At 66.8% G+C, this 21,194-nt stretch carries 20 protein-coding genes and 1 pseudogene; 11 read left to right on the forward strand and 10 right to left on the reverse strand.

Annotated elements, in window-relative coordinates; genetic code table 11:
* On the forward strand, positions 1 to 1,229 hold a 1,229-nt coding region (locus tag Q0C12_RS09150; protein WP_290889271.1), incomplete at its 5' end, for an amidase.
* A gap of 29 nt (positions 1,230 to 1,258) precedes the next feature.
* Complete coding sequence (locus tag Q0C12_RS09155) at positions 1,259 to 1,858, forward strand: alpha-ketoglutarate-dependent dioxygenase AlkB (protein WP_290889273.1); 600 nt, start codon at positions 1,259 to 1,261, stop codon at positions 1,856 to 1,858.
* Here the strand turns inward: Q0C12_RS09155 and Q0C12_RS09160 are convergent.
* The 4 genes from Q0C12_RS09160 to Q0C12_RS09175 are packed head-to-tail and all read right to left on the reverse strand — an operon-like array spanning position 1,847 to position 5,302.
* Positions 1,847 to 2,473 (reverse strand): ABC-type transport auxiliary lipoprotein family protein, encoded by a 627-nt coding sequence (locus Q0C12_RS09160; RefSeq protein WP_290889276.1) that lies wholly within the window; start codon positions 2,471 to 2,473, stop codon positions 1,847 to 1,849. The genes Q0C12_RS09155 and Q0C12_RS09160 overlap by 12 nt on opposite strands.
* On the reverse strand, positions 2,470 to 3,393 hold the full coding sequence (locus Q0C12_RS09165) for an MlaD family protein (protein WP_290889279.1): 924 nt from the start codon (positions 3,391 to 3,393) through the stop codon (positions 2,470 to 2,472). The genes Q0C12_RS09160 and Q0C12_RS09165 overlap by 4 nt, the downstream gene beginning before the upstream one ends.
* A gap of 2 nt (positions 3,394 to 3,395) precedes the next feature.
* A complete protein-coding gene (locus Q0C12_RS09170; protein WP_290889282.1) occupies positions 3,396 to 4,196 on the reverse strand; it encodes an ATP-binding cassette domain-containing protein in 801 nt (266 codons plus the stop codon).
* Positions 4,193 to 5,302 carry an ABC transporter permease gene (locus Q0C12_RS09175; protein WP_290889285.1) on the reverse strand — a complete coding sequence of 370 codons (1,110 nt, stop codon included), beginning with the start codon at positions 5,300 to 5,302 and terminating at the stop codon, positions 4,193 to 4,195. Before Q0C12_RS09175 ends, Q0C12_RS09170 begins: the two co-directional genes overlap by 4 nt.
* A 71-nt stretch (positions 5,303 to 5,373) precedes the next feature.
* Here Q0C12_RS09175 and Q0C12_RS09180 point away from each other — a divergent pair, with 71 nt between their 5' ends.
* Both Q0C12_RS09180 and Q0C12_RS09185 read left to right on the forward strand, forming a co-directional pair.
* Positions 5,374 to 6,633 (forward strand): threonine/serine exporter family protein, encoded by a 1,260-nt coding sequence (locus Q0C12_RS09180; protein WP_290889288.1) that lies wholly within the window; start codon positions 5,374 to 5,376, stop codon positions 6,631 to 6,633.
* Positions 6,634 to 6,904: 271 nt separating this feature from the next.
* Positions 6,905 to 7,759 carry a hypothetical protein gene (locus Q0C12_RS09185; RefSeq protein WP_290889291.1) on the forward strand — a complete coding sequence of 285 codons (855 nt, stop codon included), beginning with the start codon at positions 6,905 to 6,907 and terminating at the stop codon, positions 7,757 to 7,759.
* On the opposite strand, the gene Q0C12_RS09190 is transcribed toward Q0C12_RS09185, so the two are convergent.
* A protein-coding gene (locus Q0C12_RS09190; RefSeq protein ID WP_290889294.1) for an IS3 family transposase occupies positions 7,756 to 8,906 on the reverse strand; the annotation gives its coding sequence in 2 pieces (ribosomal slippage) (positions 7,756 to 8,648 and positions 8,648 to 8,906; 1,152 coding nt in all). The genes Q0C12_RS09185 and Q0C12_RS09190 overlap by 4 nt on opposite strands.
* Between Q0C12_RS09190 and Q0C12_RS09195 the strand changes: the two genes are divergently transcribed.
* From Q0C12_RS09195 to Q0C12_RS09210, 4 genes and pseudogenes are all read left to right on the forward strand, one after another.
* Positions 8,900 to 10,852: an RHS repeat-associated core domain-containing protein gene (locus Q0C12_RS09195; protein WP_290889296.1), complete on the forward strand. Its 1,953-nt coding sequence runs from the start codon at positions 8,900 to 8,902 to the stop codon at positions 10,850 to 10,852. The two genes, Q0C12_RS09190 and Q0C12_RS09195, sit on opposite strands and share 7 nt — an antisense overlap.
* Positions 10,853 to 10,873: 21 nt before the next feature.
* Entirely contained in the window at positions 10,874 to 11,299 is a 426-nt protein-coding gene (locus tag Q0C12_RS09200; protein WP_290889299.1) for a hypothetical protein, read from the forward strand.
* A gap of 17 nt (positions 11,300 to 11,316) precedes the next feature.
* Positions 11,317 to 12,051: an RHS repeat-associated core domain-containing protein gene (locus Q0C12_RS14875; protein WP_343212453.1), complete on the forward strand. Its 735-nt coding sequence runs from the start codon at positions 11,317 to 11,319 to the stop codon at positions 12,049 to 12,051.
* A gap of 275 nt (positions 12,052 to 12,326) precedes the next feature.
* Positions 12,327 to 12,563 (forward strand): annotated as a pseudogene (locus Q0C12_RS09210) (RHS repeat-associated core domain-containing protein); the annotation flags it as partial.
* Here the strand turns inward: Q0C12_RS09210 and Q0C12_RS09215 are convergent.
* From Q0C12_RS09215 to Q0C12_RS09230, 4 genes are all read right to left on the reverse strand, one after another.
* A protein-coding gene (locus Q0C12_RS09215) for an IS3 family transposase (protein WP_290889302.1) occupies positions 12,527 to 13,686 on the reverse strand; the annotation gives its coding sequence in 2 pieces (ribosomal slippage) (positions 12,527 to 13,437 and positions 13,437 to 13,686; 1,161 coding nt in all). The pseudogene Q0C12_RS09210 and the gene Q0C12_RS09215 sit on opposite strands and share 37 nt — an antisense overlap.
* Positions 13,687 to 13,951: 265 nt before the next feature.
* Positions 13,952 to 14,329, reverse strand: coding sequence for an H-NS histone family protein (locus Q0C12_RS09220; RefSeq protein ID WP_290889304.1), 378 nt, complete (start codon positions 14,327 to 14,329; stop codon positions 13,952 to 13,954).
* A 144-nt stretch (positions 14,330 to 14,473) separates the two neighbouring features.
* Positions 14,474 to 16,174 (reverse strand): proline--tRNA ligase, encoded by a 1,701-nt coding sequence (locus Q0C12_RS09225; RefSeq protein WP_290889307.1) that lies wholly within the window; start codon positions 16,172 to 16,174, stop codon positions 14,474 to 14,476.
* A gap of 73 nt (positions 16,175 to 16,247) precedes the next feature.
* Entirely contained in the window at positions 16,248 to 16,643 is a 396-nt protein-coding gene (locus Q0C12_RS09230) for a DUF4124 domain-containing protein (RefSeq protein ID WP_290889310.1), read from the reverse strand.
* Between the two features lie 101 nt (positions 16,644 to 16,744).
* On the opposite strand from Q0C12_RS09230, the gene pssA reads away from it, so the two are divergent.
* From pssA to rimI, 3 genes are read left to right on the forward strand one after another with little or no spacing between them, the layout of a single operon-like run.
* A complete protein-coding gene (gene pssA / locus Q0C12_RS09235; RefSeq protein WP_290889312.1) occupies positions 16,745 to 17,506 on the forward strand; it encodes a CDP-diacylglycerol--serine O-phosphatidyltransferase in 762 nt (253 codons plus the stop codon).
* A complete protein-coding gene (locus Q0C12_RS09240) occupies positions 17,503 to 17,760 on the forward strand; it encodes a hypothetical protein (protein ID WP_290889315.1) in 258 nt (85 codons plus the stop codon). Before pssA ends, Q0C12_RS09240 begins: the two co-directional genes overlap by 4 nt.
* Positions 17,761 to 17,763: 3 nt before the next feature.
* On the forward strand, positions 17,764 to 18,240 hold the full coding sequence (gene rimI, locus Q0C12_RS09245; protein WP_290889318.1) for a ribosomal protein S18-alanine N-acetyltransferase: 477 nt from the start codon (positions 17,764 to 17,766) through the stop codon (positions 18,238 to 18,240).
* Positions 18,241 to 18,275: 35 nt separating this feature from the next.
* On the opposite strand, the gene Q0C12_RS09250 is transcribed toward rimI, so the two are convergent.
* Positions 18,276 to 21,098 (reverse strand): valine--tRNA ligase, encoded by a 2,823-nt coding sequence (locus Q0C12_RS09250; protein WP_290889321.1) that lies wholly within the window; start codon positions 21,096 to 21,098, stop codon positions 18,276 to 18,278.
* Positions 21,099 to 21,194 lie beyond the last annotated feature (96 nt).

Raw genomic sequence — 21,194 nt, forward strand, 5'->3', positions numbered from 1 at the left:
GCGACGGCAGCCTCAACGCCTGGACCTGGGTGGACGCCGCCGGCGCCCTGGCCGCCGCCCGCGCCAGCGACGAGCGCCGCGCCGAGGGCAAGCCGCTGGGCCGCCTGGACGGCGTGCCGATCGCGGTGAACGACAACTTCAACATCGCCGGCATGCCCACCAGCCTGGGCCTGCCCGGCCACCCGGGCCTGGCCGAGGAGGATGCGCACGCGGTGCGGCGCCTGCGCGGCGCCGGCGCGGTGTTCCTGGGCAAGACCAATATCGACGAAGCCGCGTTCGGCACCGTGGGCCGCAACCCGCACCACGGCGACGTGCGCAACCCGGTGCATCCGGACCGCGCCGCCGGCGGTGCCTCGGCGGGCGCGGCCGTTGCGGTGGCCGCCGGCCATGCCATTGCCGCGCTTGGTTCCGACACGCTCGGTGCGGTGCGCATCCCCGCGGCCTTCTGCGGGCTGGTGGCGCACAAGCCCACCTTTGGCGAGATCAGCTGCCGCGGCATGGCGCCGGCGCTACGCCGGCTCGACTGCGTGGGCCTGGTCACGCGCACGGTGCAGGACGCCGGGCTGCTGCTGCCGGTGCTCACCGGCTACGACGCCGGCGACCCGCGCTCGCGCAAGCGCCGCGTGCCGCTGTCGCCGCCGGACTGGGTGCCGGGCGAACTCAAGGCGGGCGTGGTCGCCGACCTGTCCGTGCTGGGCGTGGATGCCGCGGTTGCCGAAAGCTTCAGCGCGGTGATGGCGCGGGTGGCGCCGGTGTTCGGCAGCGCGCTGCCGGTGGCGCTGGAAGTGGCGCCGCTGGAAGTGGCCGCTACCCGCCGGGCGGCGCTGCTGCTGATGGAGGCTGAAATTCTTGCGGCGCACGAGCCGCGCCTCGACGGCGCCTCGACGCGGCTGCGCTGGCTGCTCGACTTCGCCCGCCGCAAGACCGCCGCCGACTTCGCCCGCGCCGACCTGCGCCTGGACCAGCACGTGGTGCGCGTGCGCCGCCTGTTCGAACAGTTCGACGTGCTGCTGCTGCCCACTACTGCGGCCCCGCCGCCGGCTTACGGCGCGGACGAGCCGGCGAACCTGGCCGACCTCACCGCGCTCGCTTCGCTGGCCGGCTGCCCGGCCTTGAGCCTGCCGCTGCCCGGCGGCCTTGGCCTGCAGCTCGTCGGCGCTCCGGGCTCCGACCTGCGCCTGCTTGAACTCGCTGGCGTCATCGCGGCGGTCGCTGATACCGGGGAGTAGTTTTTCTTCCGTGTTCATCCGTGGCGAAAATGAAATACCCCATCCCCGACGGTCACTTGGAGTACGCGCCTGACTGGCTGCCGCGCGCGGAAGCGGATGAGCTGTTGGCGGGGTTGATGGATTCGATCCGGTGGGAGACGCACCGGATCAGGATGTTCGGGCGGGAGGTGGATTCGCCGCGCTTGAGCTGCTGGATTGGCGATCCCGGCGCGTCCTACGTCTACTCACGCACGCGCTTCGAGCCGCGGCCCTGGCCCGCGGCGCTGCAGGCGCTGCGGCCGCGCATCGATGCCGCCGCGGGCGTGGTGATGAACAGCGTGCTGGCGAACCTCTATCGCGACGGCCGCGATGCGATGGGCTGGCACAGCGACGACGAGCCCGAGCTCGGCCCGCGCCCGGTGATTGCTTCACTGAGCCTCGGCGGCACCCGCCGCTTCGCCTTCAAGCATCGCCGCGACCCCGCGAAGAAATTCGCGCTCGACCTCCCCCACGGCAGCCTGCTGGTGATGTCCGGCGACACCCAGGCCCACTGGCGCCACGCCCTCCCGCGCACCGCGCGCGCCGTCGCCCCCCGCCTCAACCTCACCTTCCGCCGCATCACACCAAATGAACCAGGTTCATTTGCTTAATGAACCTGGTTCATTGGCTTGGTGGGCTTCGGTGAGGGTCCAGGCGACGAGGTCGGTGGTGAGGGCGGACAGGGCGGTGCCGAAGGCGGCGACCATGTCGTCGATTTCCGGCGTGGCGCCGGGGATGGCCTGGCGGAAGCGCTTTGAGGCGACCGTGCCGCCGCCGCGGAACTGGACCAGGCGGGCCTGGACTTCGATCACCGCCTCGGGGCGGCCGTCCACGTAAACGGTTTCGAAGGCGCGCACTTCCACCAGCAGGCCGGCATCGCCGCGTGAACCGGCACCGAAGCGGCCGACGGCCGCCAGCTTGCCGGCGTCCTCGAAGCCTTCGATCAGCGCCGTCTGCAGCAGTTCGGGCGCATCGTCGGCCCAGGCGGCGCCCTTGTAGACCTGGAAGCGGTCGGGCGTCGGTCGCACCGCGATGCGCGAGGAGTCGAGCATCTGGTTGGCGGCACTGGTGACCACCGTCAGGTGCCAGTCGACCGAAGGCCAGCCCGCGTCGACCGTCACCGACGAGGCCGGCGCGTACACCTTCACTTCGGTCTTCGGGCCGCCGATCGCGGCGCAGCCGGCCAGCAGGGTGGTGGCACCGAGCAGGGCGATGGCACGGATCATGGTTCGAACTCCTCGGGTTGTTCGCGGCCCAGCAGGAAGCCGGCGGGATTGCCCTCGACCCGCTCGACCAGGTCGTCGAGCTCGCGGATCAGGCCGCGCAGCTGGCGCATGGTCGGGCCGACCTGGGACAGGCCGTCCTGGCTGAAATCGGCGATGGCGTCGCGGTTGTCGGTGAGGATGGCGTCGGCGCTGGTGCTGGCCGACTCGAGCTTGGCCAGCGTGCGGTCCAGGCGCGCCACCAGGGCCGGCAGCTCCTGCACCAGGTTGGCGTCGAGGTTGTTGATGGTGCGGTCGGCGCTGGTGAGCGTCTGCTCGAGCTTCTCGCTGGCCGCGCGCGCGTTGCGCACCAGCGCCGCGATGTCCTCGCGTTCGCTGGCGATCGAGCCGGTGATCTGGTCGAGCTGGTCGAGCGTGCGCGTCACCCGCGCCACGTTGTCGTCGCTGAGCAATTCGTTGATGCGGTTGACGATCTCGCTGGCGTTGGCGGCGATGTTCTGCAGCGCCGAGGGTTCGGTCTGGATGATGGCCACCCGTTGTTCCTCGCGTGGCCGCAGCGGCGGGCTGCCCGGGCTGCCGCCCGTGAGCTGGATGATGGCCACGCCGGTAAGGCCGGTGAGGGCGAGCTTGGCGCGGGTGTCGGTCTTCACCGGCGTGTCGGCGGCCAGGCGGATGCGGGCGATGACCTTGCGCGGATCGTCGCGGTCGAGCGAGAGCCGCCGCACCGCGCCGACGCTGATGCCGTTGTAGAGCACCTGGCTGCCGACGCTCAGGCCGGTGACGGCCTCCACGAACACCACGTCGTACTCGGCGAAGGATTTCTCGGTGGTGTACTTGGCGGCCCACAGCGCGAACAGCACCGCGAGCAGGCAGACGGCGAGCGTGAACGCGCCGATCAGCACATGGTTGGCACGGGTTTCCATGGTCAAGCCTCCTTGGCCCGGGCGGCCTGCGCGGCGCGTCCGCGCGGGCCGTGGAAATATTCCTGCACCCACGGGTGGTCGAAGCGTTCCACTTCGGCCAGCGGGGCGTTGATGAGCACGCGCCGGTCGCCGATGACGGCGACCCGGTCGCAGATGGTGTAGAGCGTGTCGAGGTCGTGGGTGATCAGGAAGACGGTCAGGCCCAGCGCTTTCTGCAGGGTCTTGATGAGGGCGTCGAAGGCCGCGGCACCGATGGGGTCTAGGCCGGCGGTGGGTTCGTCGAGGAACAGCAGCGCCGGGTCCAGCGCCAGCGCCCGCGCCAGCGCCGCGCGCTTGCGCATGCCGCCCGAGAGCTGCGAGGGCAGCTTGGCGCCGGCGTCCTCGCCCAGCCCGGCCATGCGGATCTTGAGCATGGCCAGGTCGTGGATCATGTCGGCCGGCAGTTCGGCGTAGTGTTCCTTCAGCGGCACCGAGACGTTCTCGGCCACGGTGAGGGACGAGAACAGCGCGCCGTTCTGGAACAGCACGCCGGTGTTGAGCTCGATCACGCCGCTGGCCCGGGCGCGGTCGGACAGTGCGTCCACGCCCAGCACCTCGATATGGCCGCCCTGCGGTTCGCGCAGCCCGAGCACGGCGCGCATCAGCACCGACTTGCCGGTGCCCGAGCCGCCGACCACGCCGATGATCTCGCCGCGGCGCACGTCCAGGTCCAGGTCCTGGTGCACCACCTGCTCGCCGAAGGCGTTGCGCAGGCCGCGCACGCGGATGGCCAGGTCGTCGGTGCCGGCGGCTTCCGTGCTCACCAGTCCATCTCCATGAAGAACAGCGCCGCGAAGGCATCGAGCAGGATCACCAGCGAGATCGTCTGCACCACGCTCGAGGTGGTGCGTTCGCCCACCGACTGCGCCGTGCCCTGCACCTGGAAGCCCTCCAGGCAGCCGATCAGGCCGATGATCATCGCGAACAGCGGCGCCTTCGAGACGCCGACCCAGAAGTGACGGACCTCGATCGTCTCGTGCAGGCGGGTGATGAACATCTCGGGCGTCATGCCCAGGCTGGCCACGCTGACCGCCAGGCCGCCGGCGATGCCCGAGACCATGGCCAGGAAGGTCAGCAGCGGCAGCATCACCAGCAGCGCCACCAGGCGCGGGATCACCAGCAGCTCGATCGGGTCCAGGCCCAGCGTGCGGATGGCGTCGATCTCCTCGCCCGACTGCATCGCGCCGATCTGCGCGGTGAAGGCGCTGGCGGTGCGGCCAGCCAGCAGGATGGCGGTCAGCAGCACGGCGAACTCGCGCAGGAAGGCGATGCCGACCAGTTCCACCACGAAGATCTCGGCGCCGAAATCGCGCAGCACCGTGGCGCCCAGGAAGGCGATGACCGCGCCGACCATGAAGCTCAGCAGCAGCACCAGCGGCACGGCATCCAGGCCGACCTGCTCCATGTGGTGCACGGTGGGCGTGACCCGGAAGCGCGCCGGGCGCAGCAGCACGCCCAGCGCGGTCTTGAGCGTCAGGCCCAGGAAACCGACCAGGGCGAGGATCTCGCGGGTGTAGTCCTCGACCGCGAAGCCCATGCGCGCGAGCATTTCGCGGAAGCCGTAGTCGGTGCGCGGCACCCGGCGCGGGTTCTCGCAGATGGCCTGCACGGTGCCGGTGAGCGACTGGTAGGCCGGCTGCACCTCGACCGTGGCCAGGCCCAGGCCCACTTTCACCGCGTAGCGCGACAGCATCATGGCGCCGGCGGAATCGAGCTTGCCGATGTCCCGGCCGTCGATGTCCTCGGCCGACTCGGGCGCGGCGTCCAGCAGCGCGAGCAGGGTCGCGGCGTGCGCCAGGGTCCAGTCGCCGCGGGCGACGAGGATGCCGGGGTGGCGCTCGCTGGGTTCGATGCTGGGGGGTTGGCTCATGCCGTGGGCGTTTCCTCAGCGGTTGCCTGAGGATAGCCGCCGGCGGGGGCTCGTGCCATGCTTCCCGCCCGATGAACGCGCCCGTGCTCAACAGCCAGTCCACCTACGAGGCGCAGGCCGGTTTCGTCGCCGAGCTGGCCACGCGCCTGCACGCCTACGGCACCACCTCGCAGCGGCTCGAGGGCGCGGTGATGGGCGTGGCGCAGCGGCTGGGCCTGGAGTGCGAGGTCTGGTCCAACCCCACCGGCATCATCCTGAGCTTCGCCGACCCGGTGCGCGGGCAGCAGAACGGCATCACCCGCGTGCTGCGGCTGGCGCCGGGCGACCAGAACCTCAGCCGCCTGGCCGCCACCGACGCCATCGCCGAGGACGTGCTGGCCGGGCGCCTGGACCCGGCCGCCGGCCTGGTCGCGCTGAAGGCGCTCGACCGCCCGGCGCGGCCGCTGTCGCAGGCGCTCAATGCCTTCAGCTTCGGCCTCTCGGCGGCGGCGGTGGCGGCGCTGCTGGGCGCGGGCTGGGTGGACGTGGCCACCGCCGGCGTGATCGGCGTGGTGATCGGCATCCTGTTCGTGCTGGCGGCGGGCCGGCCGCGGCTGTCGGAGGCGCTGGAGGCGATCGCCGCGCTGGTGGCCACCCTGCTGGCCGCCGCGGTGGCGACCTGGATCGCGCCGCTGTCGTTCAAGACCGTGATCGTGTCGTCGCTGATCGTGCTGATGCCCGGCCTGATGCTGACCAATGCCGTCAGCGAGCTGTCGAGCCAGCAGCTGATGTCGGGCACCGCGCGCTTCGCCGGCGCGCTGATGATCCTGATGAAGCTCACCTTCGGCACCGTGGCGGCGATGCAGATCGTCGGCCTGCTGGGCTGGGTGCCGCAGGAGGCCGCGGCCCAGCCGCTGGCGCCGGGGGCCGAGCTGGTGGCGCTGCTGGTGGCGGCCTTCGCGTTCGCGGTGCTGTTCCAGGCCGCGCGCCGCGACTACCCGCTGGTGATGGCCTCGGTGCTGCTGGGCTACGGCCTCACCCGCGTCGGCGGCGAGCTGCTGGGCCTGGCCTCGGACAACTTCGCGGGCGGCGCCTTCTTCGCCGGCATGGGCATCGCCGCCATCAGCAACGCCTACGGCCGCTGGCGCAACCGCCCAGGCGCCCTGATCCGGGTGCCGGGCATCATCCTGCTGGTGCCGGGCAGCGTGGGCTTCCGCAGCCTCAACTTCGTGATGGAGCGCGACGTGTGGCTGGGGCTGGATACCGCCTTCGTCCTGCTCTCGGCGCTGATCGCGCTGGTGGCGGGTCTGCTGTTTGGCAACCTGATCGTGCCGTCGCGGCGGAATATCTAGGAATCAGTGGAAGCGCTGAACAGACCAAGCATGGTCCGATGGGCGCATGTACCGCCACCGACTGCGAAGCTGAGCCTTCAGGGACAAGTCGGAGAAATCGAGCCCGAGGGCGTTAGCTAGCGGAGTTGGAGGACACGGCGCGAGCGTGACTAACGTGGTTAGCCATTAGCTACCTATCCGCGCCTTATCCATGACAATATTTCTCACTGAGGTCAAAACGACTTACCTCGGGCGTAGGCTTCGCCGCGAATACCTATGCGGACTGCCACTCATGCGATTGTTAGTGTTGTCTTTGCTCCTCTTGGTTGCCGCCCTAAGTCCCCGCGAGGCCCTGGCCGTCGAAGACCCTTGCATTGGCGAAAGCGCCAGCAATCCTGTCGCCGTATGCACCGACATCGAGATCACCGAGTGGCGGTATTACAACGATTGGAGCTATGACTTGGGGCCGTGGGCACCACTGATCATGGAGTGCGAGGGCCGCGGCGGCGTGGTTGATATCTATCCTGTCGTGGGCGGCCACTGTGTCGGACCAGCCGACTGGACAGACTCCAATTTCGTCAGCATGGCGCAGGCCATCGCAATAAGGCGCTTTCCCCTCACTGGCAGCGTCACCGACTCCGGCTATTACACGGACGATACGCACGGCTCTCACTGTCAGCCAAGAATGGTCTTGGATATCGTGACCAATGAGTGCCGAGGTCTGCTCCTTTATTACGACGCATCTCCTAACCCTCCGGCAGCCACCTCGTTTGCAGGCGGCAGAAGGAGAGAAGTGCGTTGCCCGAATGGCTATTTTCCGGTCGACACCCCGAACGGTCCGCGATGCAAGCAGATCCTGTGTGCTCCGATTTGTCAGGACGGCACCGGCGCAAAGCATCCGTCGCTGGCGAACCTGCAGCGCGAGCCTGTTTTCTCCAAGCCGGGCTCGCTCCTGAGCTTCGATCGCCTTTGGAGTAGTCAGGGCGCGTTTAATCCGGGTGACGGACAGGTCGGGCCGGGCCCGGCGACCGGGAAGATGAACCTGGGCTGGTCGCACACGCTGAACAAGCGCCTTACTCCAGCCGGGACTCGTATCGGCGTGCTGGCTTCGATTGAGCTGCTGCCGGTTCCGTGGACACCATCCTAAGCTAACCCTGCCCGTTTCTCGAACTCTGCCGGGCTAACGTAACCGATAGACGAGTGCCGCCGACGGGTGTTGTAGAAGCGCTCAATGTAGTCGAACACGTCGGCCTTGGCCTGGTCTCGGCTCCGGTACGTCTTCCTGTTCGTCCGCTCGATCTTGAGCGAAGAGAAGAAGCTCTCCATCGCCGAGTTGTCCCATACGTTGCCCGCCCGGCTCATGCTGCAGGTCACGCCAATTTCTTCCAGCAAGCGCTGGAACTCGTCGCTGGTGTACTGACTGCCGCGGTCGGAATGGTGCATCACCGCGCCGGGCTTGCCGCGACGCCAGACGGCCATGACCATCGCATCGGTGACGAGCTGCGCCGTCATGTTCGTTTGCATCGACCAGCCCACGGCGCGCCGTGAGTACAGGTCAATCACGGCGGCCACGTACAACCACCCTTCCGCCGTCCAGATATAGGTGAAGTCGGCGATCCACTTCTGGTTCGGCCCAGCGGCATTGAACTGGCGATCCAGGAGGTTGGGGGCCGGCGGAGCCGTTCGTTCCCCTTGGTCCACCGGCTTTGCCCGGCGCCTGGGCCGCGCCCGGAGCGCTTGTGACCGCATCAATCGCTCGATCCGGTGCAGGCCGCACCGATGACCAAGCTCGAGCACGTCGCGCCAGACGCGGCGGGCGCCGTAGGTCCGGTCGCTGTCGACGTGGCTCTGTCGTACCGCCAACCCCATGCTTTCGTCGTCCAGGCTGCGCTGGCTCTGCGGCCGCACCAGCCACGCGTAGAACCCGCTTCGAGACACACCGAGCGCCTCGCACATCATCAACACCGGCCAGGCCCCTCGGTGTTTCGCCACGTAGCCGAACTTCACGTCGACTCCTTGGCGAAAAAGGCCGCGGCTTTTTTCAGGAAATCTCGCTCCATCTTGAGCTTGATGACTTCCTTCTTGAGCTTCGCTATCTCGGCCTGGTCGGCCTTCATCTGCCCCTGGCCGGGAAACGCCTGGACCGGGTCCGCCTCGACATCCTTGACCCATTTGCGAAGCACGTTCAGGTGGATCCCCAGGTCTCGAGACGCCTGGGCCATCGATACCCCTCGATCCTTGACCAGCTTCACCGCCTCAAGCTTGAACTCTCGGGTAAACGTTCTCTTTGCCATTTGCCACCTCCGGTTTCATCATCACACCCAAACTGGGTGTCTGTGAAACCGGCAGCAGCTCAAACCGCCTGACCGCCATCCAGCGGGCAAACACCGGCCCGGGCGGCCCAGTGACCTTGGCCGAGTTCAGCTACGACCAGTGGGAGCCGGGCAGCGGCTGCGGCTACACGGCCGCGATCGGGCGCCTGACCCGGTTCTCATCAAACGCCGGGACCACCTACTTCTGCTACGACCATCGGGGCAACGTCGAGCGCAAGTTCCAGGCGGCCGTCGGCGGACCGGAACGGGCACTCGCCTACCGGTATGACCTGGCCGATCAAGTTCAGCAGGTCGGGTATCCGAGCGGCCTGGTCGTGGACTATGTCCGAAACGCCGCTGGCCAGATAACGGGAGTGAATGCGCGCACTTCGGAGCGCGGAACCCCGGTTCCCTTGGTTATCGACGTGGCCTACCTTCCCTTCGGCCCGTTGAACAGCCTCACCTTTGGCAACGGCCGGGTGCTGACGAAGGCCTACGACCTGAACTACGGAATCGACCGGGTGTCAGACAATGCCCTGGGCGGCATGGACGTGGACTACACCTTGGATCTTGCGGGCAATGTCGAGGGCCTGGGCGAGCGGTCCACCTCCGGGGCCATCGTCGGCCGCACGGTATCGAACGACGCGCTCGGCCGGCTGACGGAGCTGCGAGACGGCGGCGCCCTGGTCCAGGGGTTCTCGTACGACGCCACCGGCAACCGCACCAGCAAGACCACGACCTCGACGGAGGCGTACAGCTACGGGTTGGCGAACCACCGGCTGACCCAGGTCGGAACGGGCAGCCGCGCCTATGACGCGGCCGGGAACATGGTGTCGCGAACCGGAGGGGGGTGGTTCACCTACGACGACCGTGGCCGCATGAGCGCATATATCGTGAGCGGCGCGTCCGGCCGCCAGTACGGCTACGATGCGCTTGGCCAGCGGATCGTCAAGACGGCGCCCAGTGCAGCCAACAGCATCCACTTCATCTACGACGAAGCCGGCAAGCTGATGGGGGAGTACACCCCCGACGGCACGCCAATCCGCGAGTACATCTGGATGAACGATGTACTGGTGGCCGTGCATGGCGCGCACCAGGGCCAGAGCTTCCAGTACGTCCTGACCGACCACCTGAACACGCCGCGCGCGGTGGTGCTGCCAAGCAGCAACGCCATCATCTGGCGCTGGGACATCACCACGACCGCGTTCGGCGAGCACGCGCCGCAGAACAACCCGGACGGGGATGCGGCAACCTACACGTTCAACCTGCGCTACCCCGGCCAGTACTTTGACGCCGAGACGGGGCTGCACTACAACTACTTCCGGGATTACGATCCGAGCACGGGGCGGTATGTGCAGTCGGATCCGATTGGCCTGGGTGGTGGGATAAACACCTACGGGTACGTGTCTGCTTCGCCGTTCGCTGCGGTAGATCCATTCGGGCTCGCGGAATGGCGAGGTTCGGTAATTGTCGGTTCCTTTACTCCTGGGGATCTGCCCATCGGAGGATCTTTGGCCAGATGGCTCGGTTATACCCAGATCGAAGGCATTCAAGCGGAACTGACAAGTGAATGTTTCCAGCAAAAGTGGAGCTACAACGATTTTGAAAGAAGGAGTCACTACACACCGGTGGTTAGAGCGGCCGGAGCGAGTCTGGGACTCGATAGCTCCTCGGAGGGAATGATCGCGGACGTTGTGCTCCATGATCGCTACCCGACTCCCGATCCCGCGAACTTGGCTGGTCGAGTCAGCCTGTCCGGAATCGTCGAAAATAAGGTATTTACGGGAACGCTCACGATTGGCGCAGCGTCCGGACGATTTAGCGCAAAGGTGGCTGGAATTCCAGACGGTCCATGGTCTTATTCTGCGGACGGATCCGTCCTGAAAGGGACTGGTCTATCATGTGGTTGCGATCCCGACGACTTTTGATAAGTTTTTTTGGAGAAGTCTATGAAGTCGTTGTGGATCCGTCTTCTGATCTTGATTGGCTTGTGCCTGCTTGCGCCGTACGTTTATTGGCTGACCAACGATTCTGTGGTGGCAACGAAGCTCAGATTCTTGCCCTTCACCATCGGGTTTGGTCCGCCGAGCGTACAGAATTTCTGCGTGCGCGTCTTGGAGGTCGCAGGCACGGTAATAGGAGCTGCGTTGGTCGTTCTGCCAACCACGCTGGTGACGCGTTTCAGATCTTTATGGATCGCAACGACACTAACGTTGGCCGTTTTCTTGGGTTACCACTTGAAGTTCATCCTGATGTCGATCAGCTTCGGTACGCCGTCTCATATTTGGGTGTCTGTGGCCTCGACGATCATCTATTTCGTATCGTGTCTGCTGGGCGCCCGTTTCGTCTGGAAGAAGTTTCTGCAACCCACCTGAGCACGCCCCGCGCCTTGGTGCTGGCCAGCACCAACACCATCATCTGGCGCTGGGACCTCACGACGACCGCGTTCGGCGACCATGCGCCGCTGAACAACCCGGACGGCGACGCCTACAACTTCGTGTTCAACCTGCGCTATCCCGGCCAGTACTTTGACGGCGAGAGCGGGCTGCACTACAACTACTTCCGGGATTACGAGCCCAGCACCGGGCGATACGTCCAGAGCGATCCGATCGGACTCGCCGGCGGCGTAAGCACTTTCGGATACGTCGCCGGGAGTCCTTTGACCAACATCGATCCCCTGGGACTCCTTCGAGTAGAGGTCTACCCGTACACGATGGGCGGCAATGGCCTAGAGGCTAGGTACCAACTTGAGTTTGATCCGATAAGTGTGAAGGACATACCCGGATTGGGCGGCAAAGCGAGGCGTATAGGGAACGCTCTGGAGGCCGGGGTTAACTGGACGAAACCATCACACGGAGGACCGTTGCGGCCTATGCCTTGGGATGATGGTCTCGCATGCGGCAAGCTGGATTCGCTACTTCCAGATGAGTTTCCTAGTGTGGCCGGCAGGCGATATACCCGAGAAGAGGCAGAGGCACTTCTTTCGAAAATGTACAGTGCTCATCCTGAGATGAAGGAACTTTACGGAGCTAGTCCGTCATCCATACTTGTCAGGGCGAGGGCGAAAGCAGGTACCAGCTTCATGTGGAGATGGAGCGAGTTTGTTCATGGCTCGGGAGGGCAGTAGTTATGGTTACTTTCAGGCAAAGATTCTTTCGCTACTTTGTGTCGTCCGCAGTTCTCTTGCTCTATTCGGCGATAGTTCTTGGCGGTCAAGGCGATATTTCGTTCCTGCTGCCCGGACTCGTTGTCACCGTCGCGTGCTCTCTGGTCGGATCATTGCTGTGCGCGGTGACTCTTCGAACCGAAAAATGGTGGGCCACGTTGGTCGCTCAGGCAGTGTCCCTTACGGCGATGCTCTTAGCGTACTGGTTGATCTCCTGAGTTAAGCAACACTACAACTACTTCCGGGATTACGACCCGAGCACCGGGCGGTATGTCCAGAGTGATCCGATTGGGCTCGGGGGTGGGATCAGCACATTTGCCTATGTTCATGGCTCACCTTTGACGAAGGTGGATCCTACAGGTCTGCGGGTAGAGCTTTGTCGAAGAGGCAATGACATTGACATCGTGCTCTATGCAATTTTCAATCTCCAGGGGTTCTACCCCGTTTCCGCGGACGGTTTGATTAAGGCCTGAAACTCCCGGTCACGCCGGGCAACTCTACGACGCATTCTCGGGTTGTGGAACCGCTCGAGGTAGCCGAAGACATCGGCCCGGGCCTCATCGCGGGTGCGGTAGCTGGTGCGGTGAATCCACTCGCGCTTGATGATCCCGAAGAAACCCTCGCAGGCCGCGTTGTCGCCGCAGTGGCCGACCGCGCTCATGCTGCAGACCAGGGCGTGGCCTCCGAGGAACTTCTGGTAGGTGTCGCTGATGAATTGCCCGCCGCGGTCGGAATGCAAGATCACTTCGTCGCCGCCTTCGCGCTGCCAAACGGCCATCTGCACGGCGCGCACGACCATGTGCCGGTCCTGGCGATGATGCATCGACCAGCCCATGACCAGCTTGTTGTAAAGGTCGAGCACGACACACAGGTGCAGCTTGCCCTCGTGGGTGACGATCTCGGTGATGTCGGTCACCCACTTGGTCTCCGGCTCCAGCGCGGTGAAATCCCTTTCCAGCAGGTTCTTGACGCCGGCTGGCCGGGTGCCTGGCGGACGCTTGGGCGCGCCGCGCTTCTTGCGGCGCGGCCAGCCCTGCAGGCCGGCTTTCGCCATGATCCGGGCCACCCGGTTCAGGCTGACCTTTTCGCCTTCGTCGGTCAGATCCTCATGCATGCGCGGCGCGCCCAGGATGCCCCGGCTGTCCTCGTGGATATCCTTCATGCGCTCGAGCAGCCGTGCATTGGCCTGCGCCCGCGGGCCAGGCTTGCGCCCGGCCCAGGCGTAGAACCCGCTGGTCGAAACATCTAGGCAGCGGCACATCTTCCCCACCGGGTATTCGCTGCGGCAACGCTCGATCACCGTGTACCGCTCGGTGACTGCTTCGCGAAGAACGTTGCCGCGTCTCTTAAAAAATCCCGCTCCTTCGTCACCCGGCCCAACTCGCGCTTGAGTCGGGCGAGTTCTTCATCGCGGGGCGTGCCACCCCCGGGAAAGGCCTTGGTTCCGCCGGCGTCGGCTTCCCGCACCCAGCGGGTCAGCAAGGCCGGGTTGACCCCGACCTCCAGGGCGATCTGGCGGCAGCTGGACTTCGACCGGCGGACCAGTTCAACCAGCTCGTGCTTGTACTCCGGGCTGTAACGATTGCGCTTGGACATGGACACTCCTTTTCCCCAGTATGGGGCTTAGTGGAAGTGTCCGCAGAATCGGGGTAGAACCCCGGTGCACACCATCCTAAGCTAGCCCCACTCGTTTCTCGAACTCTACCGGAGAGAGGTCTCCGGCAGAACCGTGCCGACGCATGAGGTTGTAGAGCAGCTCTATGTAGTCGAACTCGTCACTCCTGGAGGCCGCGCTTGGAGTTTTCAGCCTTCAGTGGACAGTTGAACTATGGCGCCAGTAAGCCGCGGAGTCACACCGCGGTCATTTCCCGATCGCGAAATCTTCGAGCTTGCGACCCTTGGCGAGCTCGGCGGCGAGCCACTTGGGGGCCATGCCGCGGCCGGCCCAGGTCTGGGTGGGGTCGGCGGGGTTGCGGTACTTGGGTTCGACCTTGCTGCCCTTTTGCGAGGACTTGCGGGCGGTGGTTTTCCTGGCCGGCGTGCCGGCCTTTTCGCGGACCATGCGGGCGGTGCCGAACAGCTCGTCCACGGTGTAACCCTCGGCCTTGGCCAGGGAAACGATCTTCTTGCGCACGGCGGCGATCGGCTTGCGCTTGGCCAGCGACTTCTTGCGCTGGTTGGCCTTGGCGATCAGGGCCTGGAGTTCCTTGGCCGAGAGGCCTTCGAGGTTGATGCTCATGGGGTTTCCTTGGGTGGCCTGAGGGGGCGGTGGGTTTTCCGGGCGGCTGCCCGGGATACCCCGATGTTACCCCTGCCAAAGCCTCCGCTGGAACCCGCGCAAGGGTTTGCGCGGGGTTTGAGCACGCCGGCCCGGGCGGTTTTCTCAGGCGACGCCGAGGCGGGCCAGAAGCGTCGCCTTGTCGAGGTTCTCACTGTCGGCGGCGCGCCGGGCGCGGTACTCGAACTGGCCCGATTCCAGGCCGCGGCCCGAGACCACCACGCGGTGCGGGAGGCCGATCAGCTCGATGTCGCCGAACATCACGCCCGGGCGCAGGCCGCGGTCGTCGATGACCGCCTCCAGGCCCGCCGCCAGCAGCTCGGCGTACAGCGCCTCGGCGGCCTCGACCACGGCCGGGTCGTTCTTGGGGTTGATGATGCACACCGCGACCTGCCACGGCGCCATCGGCGCGGGCCAGCAGATGCCGTTGGCGTCGAAGTTCTGCTCGATGGCCGCAGCCACGATGCGCGAGACGCCGATGCCGTAGCAGCCCATGTGCATCACCTGGGCCTTGCCCTCGGCGTCGAGCACGGTGGCCTTGAGCGCCTCGGCGTACTTCTGGCCGAGCTGGAACACGTGGCCCACCTCGATGCCGCGGGCGATGCGCAGCGTGCCCTTGCCGTCGGGCGAAGGGTCGCCTTCGACGACGTTGCGCAGGTCGGCGACCAGCGCCGGCTCGGGCAGGTCGCGGCCCCAGTTCACGCCGGCCAGGTGGAAGCCCTTGCGGTTGGCGCCGACCACGAAGTCGGCCATCGCCGCCACGCTGCGGTCGGCGATGACGGTGATCGCCTGCACCGGCTTCACCGGGCCGATGAAGCCCGGCTCGCAGCCCAGGTGGGCCTGGATCTCGGCCTCGGTGGCCAGGCGGAACTCGGCCAGGCCCGGCACCTTCGACAGCTTGATCTCGTTGACCATGTGGTCGCCGCGTACCAGCGCCAGCACGAAGCCCTGCTCGCCCACCACGGCGACCGACTTGACGGTGCGCGAAAGCGCGATGCCCATCAGCTTGGCCACTTCCTCGCAGGTGCGCTGCCACGGAGTCTCGACCTCGCGCAGGGCCTCGGCGGCGGCGGGGCGCTCGCCCGGCGCCATCGCCTCGGCCATCTCGACGTTGGCGGCGTAGTCGCTGCCGTCGGAGAAGGCGATGGCGTCCTCGCCCGAATCGGCCAGCACGTGGAACTCATGCGAGGCGCTGCCACCGATGGCGCCGGTGTCGGCGTTCACCGCGCGGAACACCAGGCCCAGGCGGGTGAAGATGCGCGCGTAGGCGTCGTACATCGCCTGGTAGGTCTGGCGCAGGCTCTCGGCGCCGAGGTGGAAGGAGTAGGCGTCCTTCATCAGGAACTCGCGCGCGCGCATCACGCCGAAGCGCGGGCGGATCTCGTCGCGGAACTTGGTCTGGATCTGGTAGAAGTTCAGCGGCAGCTGCTTGTAGCTGCGCAACTCGTTGCGCGCGAAGTCGGTGATCACTTCCTCGTGCGTGGGGCCGTAGCAGAACTCGCCGTCCTTGCGGTCCTTGATCTTCAGGAGCTGGCCGCCGAACTTCTGCCAGCGGCCGGTTTCCTCCCACAGCTCGCGCGGCTGGATCGAGGGCATCAGCATCTCGATGGCACCGGCGCGGTCCATTTCCTCGCGCACGATGGCCTCGACCTTGCGCAGCACGCGCAGGCCCAGCGGGCTCCAGGTATACAGGCCGGCGGCTAGCTTGCGGATCATGCCGGTGCGCAGCATCAGCTGGTGGCTGACCACCTCGGCGTCGGCAGGGGTTTCCTTGCTGGTGTTGAGGTGGAACCGGGAAAGGCGCATCGACAGGACCCGAACCGCTGGAAGGGCCGCCATTGTAGCGGCCGTGCGGGCCCGGCGCAGTTGCCCTGTCCGATCAGGCCTCGGGCTTGGCCTCGGCCGCGCAGTACAGCGTCACCTGCTGTTCGGCCATCCCTTTCTCCGCCGCGATCTCTTCGGCCGACAGGTCCTCGGCGACGCCGTCGCCGTCCTTGTCGCGCTGGAGTCTGTCGCCTGAGTCGTAGGCCTCCAGATTCTGGCGTGCCCGCTCGCAGGCCAGCTGGGTCTCGCTCTTGGGCGCTTCCGGCTCGGCGTCGGCCTTCGCCGGATCGTTGGCGTTGATGTTCCGGGATTCCGCCCCTTCGACCCGCACCTGCGAATAGACGTTGGTGCCGTCGGCGTTACGTGACTTGTAGACCGCCGTTCCCTGGGCTTGCAGCAGGCCGGGAGCGACGGACAGGACGAGTACGGCGAGCAGGGCGGGGCGGGACATGGGGTGGCTCCGGGGGGTGGCTGGCCCCGTGATACCACCCCGGGGGAGGCGCCGCAACCGCCGGGCTATGGAGGGCCAGCGCCAGCCGCTACACTTCCGGCATGGATCCCCAAGACGAACCCGCCCCGGCCCGCAGCCGCGGCATTTACCTGCTGCCCAACCTGCTCACGACGGGCGGCCTGTTCGCGGGTTTCTACGCCATCCTGGCGGCGGCCAGCGGCAATTTCGAGAGCGCCTGCATCGCGGTGTTCGTGGCCGGCCTTTTCGACGGCCTCGACGGCCGGGTGGCGCGCATGACCGGCACCACCAGCGAGTTCGGCGTGCAGTACGACTCGCTGGCCGACCTGGTCAGTTTCGGCATGGCGCCCTCGCTGGTGATGTACCACTGGGCGCTGGTGGGCTTCCGCGCCGACGGGCCGGTGCTGGCCAAGGTCGGCTGGGCCGCGGCCTTCCTGTACGCCGCCTGCGCGGCGCTGCGCCTGGCCCGCTTCAACACCCAGGTCGGTTCGACCGACAAGCGCTGGTTCATTGGCCTGGCCAGCCCGGCGGCGGCGGGCCTGATGGTCTCGTTCGTGTGGGCCATGAATACCTTCGGCTACGGCGGGCAGGGCCTGCGCTGGCTGGCGTTCGCGGTCACCGTGGCGGCCGGCCTGCTGATGGTCAGCCGCATCAAGTACTTCAGCTTCAAGGGCTTCCCGAAGGGCGGCCGGGTGCCGTTCTTCGTGATGGCGCTGGTGGTGGTGACGATCGCGGTGCTGTTCATCGCCCAGGCCAAGGGGCTGTTCGCGATCGCGCTGGTGTACGTGCTTTCGGGCCCGGCCTGGTGGCTGTGGACCAAGCTGCGGCGCAAGCCGGCCGCATGAGCTGGCGTCCCGACCAGCAGGCGATGCTGGCGGCGATGGGCTACGTGCTCTATCGCCAGGCGCCCGCGCCGGTGCCGCCGCCGGTGGTGGTGGCGCGGCCGGCGGGCTTTCCGGAAAAGCTGTGGGAGTCGCTGGTGCGGGCGGCGGGCGGAAGGGATCCGTCGCCGCTGCTGCCGCCGGTGGAACAGCTGCGCGCCGATGCCCGCGCCAAGCGGGCGCTGTGGCCGGCGCTGCGGGCACTGCGCCGGCGCTGAGCCATGAACGCGCGGCCCGCCCCGGGAACCCAGGTCCGGCCGATGCGCCAGACCGACATCGAGACGGTGTCGGCGATCGAGAATCGTGCCTACGTGTTCCCGTGGACCCCGGGCATCTTTCGTGACTGCCTGCGTGCCGGCCACCACTGCTGGGTGCTCGAGGCCGGTTCGACCCTGCTCGGCTACGGCGTGCTGAGCGCGGCCGCGGGCGAGGCGCACATCCTCAACATCTGCATCGCGCCCGAATACCAGGGCCGCGGCCACGGCCGCCGCCTGCTGCGCCGGCTGGTGGACCTGGCGCGCTGGCACCAGGCCAACCAGGTCTTCCTCGAAGTGCGCCCTTCGAACCCGCGCGCGATCCAGCTTTACCGCGACGAAGGCTTCAACGAGATCGGCCAGCGTCCGAACTACTACCCCGCGGAGAAGGGGCGAGAGGATGCGATCGTGATGGCGATGGAGCTGCTTCCGCCGGAGAGCTAGCAAATGAACCAGGTTCATTTGCTGCATTTGTGTCGTCAGCCCAGCTTCGAGCGTTGCTGCTGCAGGGCGGCTTGCTGCGCGGTCCAGTCCGCCAGGCGCGCGCGTTCCTGCTCCACCACGGCGGCGGGGGCGTTCTGCACGAAGGTCTCGCTGGACAGCTTGCCCTGGCACTTGGCGATCTCGCCGGCGATGCGCTTGAGTTCCTTGTCCAGGCGCGCGGTTTCGGCGCCGAGGTCGATCAGGCCTTCCAGCGGGATCAGCAGCTTCAGCGAGCCGACCAGCGCGGCGGCGGCGGCCGGGGCCTCGCCGTCGAGCCAGGTGATGGACTCGAGCTTGGCCAGGAACTTCAGTGCCGGCGTGTAGCGGGCGACGCGCTCGCGCGCGGCCGCATCGCCGTCCTGCAGCAGCAGCGGCACGGCCTTCGCCGGCGCGATGCCCATCTGGCTGCGGATCGAGCGCAGCTGGGCCACGGCGTCCTTGAGCCACTCGATGTCGGCGGCCGCGGCGGCGTTCTCCAGCGTGGCATCGGCGGTGGGGTAGGGCTGGGTGCTGATGCTGTCGCCGGTGAGGCCGAGCTTGGGTGCGACCGAATGCCAGATCTCCTCGGTGACGAAGGGGATGATCGGGTGCAAGGCGCGCAGCAGCTGCTCGAGCACGTAGAGCAGGGTGTGGCGGGTGCTGTCGGCGGCCGCTTTGTCCTCACCCATCAGCGCGGGCTTCGACAGCTCGAGGTACCAGTCGCAGAACTCATTCCACGCGAATTCGTACAGCGCCTGCGAGGCAAGGTCGAAGCGGTAGTCGGCGTAGCCCTTCTCGACTTCGCGCAGGGTGTGCTGCAGGCGGTCGAGGATCCAGCGTTCGGCGTCGGTCTGCGGGTTCGGGACTGAAGTCCCTCCCACAGAGAAGCCTTCGCAGTTCAACAGGCTGAAGCGGGCGGCGTTCCAGAGCTTGTTGCAGAAGTTCTTGTAACCCTCGCAGCGCTGCAGGTCGAACTTGATGTCGCGGCCGTGGGTGGCCAGCGAGGCGAAGGTGAAGCGCAGCGCGTCGGCGCCGAAGGGCGCGATGCCGTCCGGGAACTCCTTGCGCGTGGCCTTCTCGATCTTGGGCGCGTCGGTCGGCTTCATCAGGCCGGTGGTGCGCTTGGCCACCAGCGCGTCGGCGCTGATGCCGTCGATGATGTCGATCGGGTCCAGCACGTTGCCCTTCGACTTGGACATCTTCTGGCCGTCGCGGTCGCGCACCAGGCCGGTGATGTACACGTCCTTGAACGGCACTTCGCCGGTGAAGTGGTCGGTCATCATGATCATCCGGGCCACCCAGAAGAAGATGATGTCGAAGCCGGTGACCAGCACCGAGGTCGGCAGGCGCTTGTCGAAGCCGCGTTCGGCCATGGCCTGCGGGTCGGGCCAGCCCAGGGTGCTGTGCGACCACAGCGCCGAGGAGAACCAGGTTTCCAGCACGTCGTTGTCGCGGGTCAGCACCACGTCGGCGCCGAGGCCGTGCTTGGCGCGCACTTCGGCTTCGTCGCGGCCGACGTAGGCCTTGCCGGCGGCGTCGTACCAGGCCGGGATGCGATGGCCCCACCAGAGCTGGCGGCTGATGCACCAGTCCTGGATGTTGCCCATCCAGTGCCGGTAGGTGTTGATCCAGTTCTCGGGCACGAAGCGGACCTTGCCGCTCTCGACCAGCTCGAGGCCGCGCGCGCCCAGCTTCTCCATCCGCACGAACCACTGGTCGGTGAGGTAGGGCTCGATCACCTGGCCGGTGCGGTCGCCGCGCGGCACCTGCAGCTTGTGCTTCTTTTCCTCGACCAGCAGGCCGAGCGACTCGAGGTCGGCCAGCACCGCCTTGCGGGCGGCGTAGCGGTCCAGCCCGCGGTACTTCTCCGGCGCATTGCCGTTGATGGCGGCGTCCGGCGTGAGGATGTTGATCAGCGGCAGCGAATGGCGCTGGCCAACGGCGTAGTCGTTGAAGTCGTGCGCGGGCGTGACCTTCACGACGCCGGTGCCGAAGGCGCGGTCGACGTAGTCGTCGACGATGATCGGGATCTCGCGGTCGGACAAGGGCAGCGCCACCGCCTTGCCAACCAGCGCGGCGTAGCGCGGGTCTTCCGGATGCACCATCGCGGCGGTGTCGCCCAGCATGGTTTCCGGGCGCGTGGTGGCGACGACCAGGTAGTCGCGGGTTTCGCGCAGGGTTTCGTTGCCGTCGGCGTCGTGCTCGACGTGCTCGTAGGTGGCGCCGCCGGCCAGCGGGTAGCGGATCGACCACAGCTTGCCGTCCTCTTCCTCGCTCACCACTTCCAGGTCGGAGATCGCGGTCTTCAGCACGGGGTCCCAGTTCACCAGGCGCTGGCCGCGGTAGATCAGGCCTTCCTCGAACAGGCGCACGAAGGTCTCCACCACGGCCTGGCTCGGGCCGGCGTCCATGGTGAAGGTCTCGCGGCTCCAGTCGCCCGAAGCGCCCATGCGGCGCATCTGGCGGGTGATGGTGTCGCCCGATTCCTGCTTCCAGGCCCACACTTTCTCGATGAACTTGTCGCGGCCCAGCGAATCGCGCGTCTCGCCCTTGCCCTCGAGCGCCAGGTTGCGCGACACGACCATCTCCGTGGCGATGCCCGCATGGTCGGTGCCGACCTGCCAGAGCGTGTCGAAGCCCTTCATGCGGTGGTAGCGCACCAGCGCGTCCATCAGCGTGTGCTGGAAGGCGTGGCCCATGTGCAGGGTGCCGGTGACGTTCGGCGGCGGCAGCATGATGGTGTAGGCCGGGCCCTTGCCGCTGGGCTTGAAGCAGCCGCTGGCTTCCCAGTGGGCATACCACTTGGTTTCGAAGGTCTGGGGCTCGAAGCTCTTTTCCATGGGGCTGACGGCTCTGTGCCCGGCGAGGCGCCGGGTTTCGATGGGCGGGGAGGGCCGCAAAGCCTAGCAAATCAGGACTTTGGCCGCGACCGGAAG

The sequence above is a fragment of the Arenimonas sp. genome, from assembly GCF_022842045.1.
Lineage (GTDB): Bacteria > Pseudomonadota > Gammaproteobacteria > Xanthomonadales > Xanthomonadaceae > Arenimonas.

What these genes read in the sequence shown, in the direction of transcription:
- Q0C12_RS09155 (WP_290889273.1), top strand. Translation starts at nt 1,259, where the DNA reads ATGAAATACCCCATCCCCGACGGTCACTTGGAGTACGCGCCTGACTGG.
- pssA (WP_290889312.1), top strand. Translation starts at nt 16,745, where the DNA reads ATGGATCCCCAAGACGAACCCGCCCCGGCCCGCAGCCGCGGCATTTAC.
- Q0C12_RS09220 (WP_290889304.1), bottom strand. Translation starts at nt 14,329, where the DNA reads ATGAGCATCAACCTCGAAGGCCTCTCGGCCAAGGAACTCCAGGCCCTG.
- Q0C12_RS09230 (WP_290889310.1), bottom strand. Translation starts at nt 16,643, where the DNA reads ATGTCCCGCCCCGCCCTGCTCGCCGTACTCGTCCTGTCCGTCGCTCCC.
- Q0C12_RS09225 (WP_290889307.1), bottom strand. Translation starts at nt 16,174, where the DNA reads ATGCGCCTTTCCCGGTTCCACCTCAACACCAGCAAGGAAACCCCTGCC.
- Q0C12_RS09160 (WP_290889276.1), bottom strand. Translation starts at nt 2,473, where the DNA reads ATGATCCGTGCCATCGCCCTGCTCGGTGCCACCACCCTGCTGGCCGGC.
- Q0C12_RS09175 (WP_290889285.1), bottom strand. Translation starts at nt 5,302, where the DNA reads ATGAGCCAACCCCCCAGCATCGAACCCAGCGAGCGCCACCCCGGCATC.
- Q0C12_RS09180 (WP_290889288.1), top strand. Translation starts at nt 5,374, where the DNA reads ATGAACGCGCCCGTGCTCAACAGCCAGTCCACCTACGAGGCGCAGGCC.
- rimI (WP_290889318.1), top strand. Translation starts at nt 17,764, where the DNA reads ATGAACGCGCGGCCCGCCCCGGGAACCCAGGTCCGGCCGATGCGCCAG.
- Q0C12_RS09250 (WP_290889321.1), bottom strand. Translation starts at nt 21,098, where the DNA reads ATGGAAAAGAGCTTCGAGCCCCAGACCTTCGAAACCAAGTGGTATGCC.
- Q0C12_RS09200 (WP_290889299.1), top strand. Translation starts at nt 10,874, where the DNA reads ATGAAGTCGTTGTGGATCCGTCTTCTGATCTTGATTGGCTTGTGCCTG.
- Q0C12_RS09165 (WP_290889279.1), bottom strand. Translation starts at nt 3,393, where the DNA reads ATGGAAACCCGTGCCAACCATGTGCTGATCGGCGCGTTCACGCTCGCC.
- Q0C12_RS09240 (WP_290889315.1), top strand. Translation starts at nt 17,503, where the DNA reads ATGAGCTGGCGTCCCGACCAGCAGGCGATGCTGGCGGCGATGGGCTAC.
- Q0C12_RS09185 (WP_290889291.1), top strand. Translation starts at nt 6,905, where the DNA reads ATGCGATTGTTAGTGTTGTCTTTGCTCCTCTTGGTTGCCGCCCTAAGT.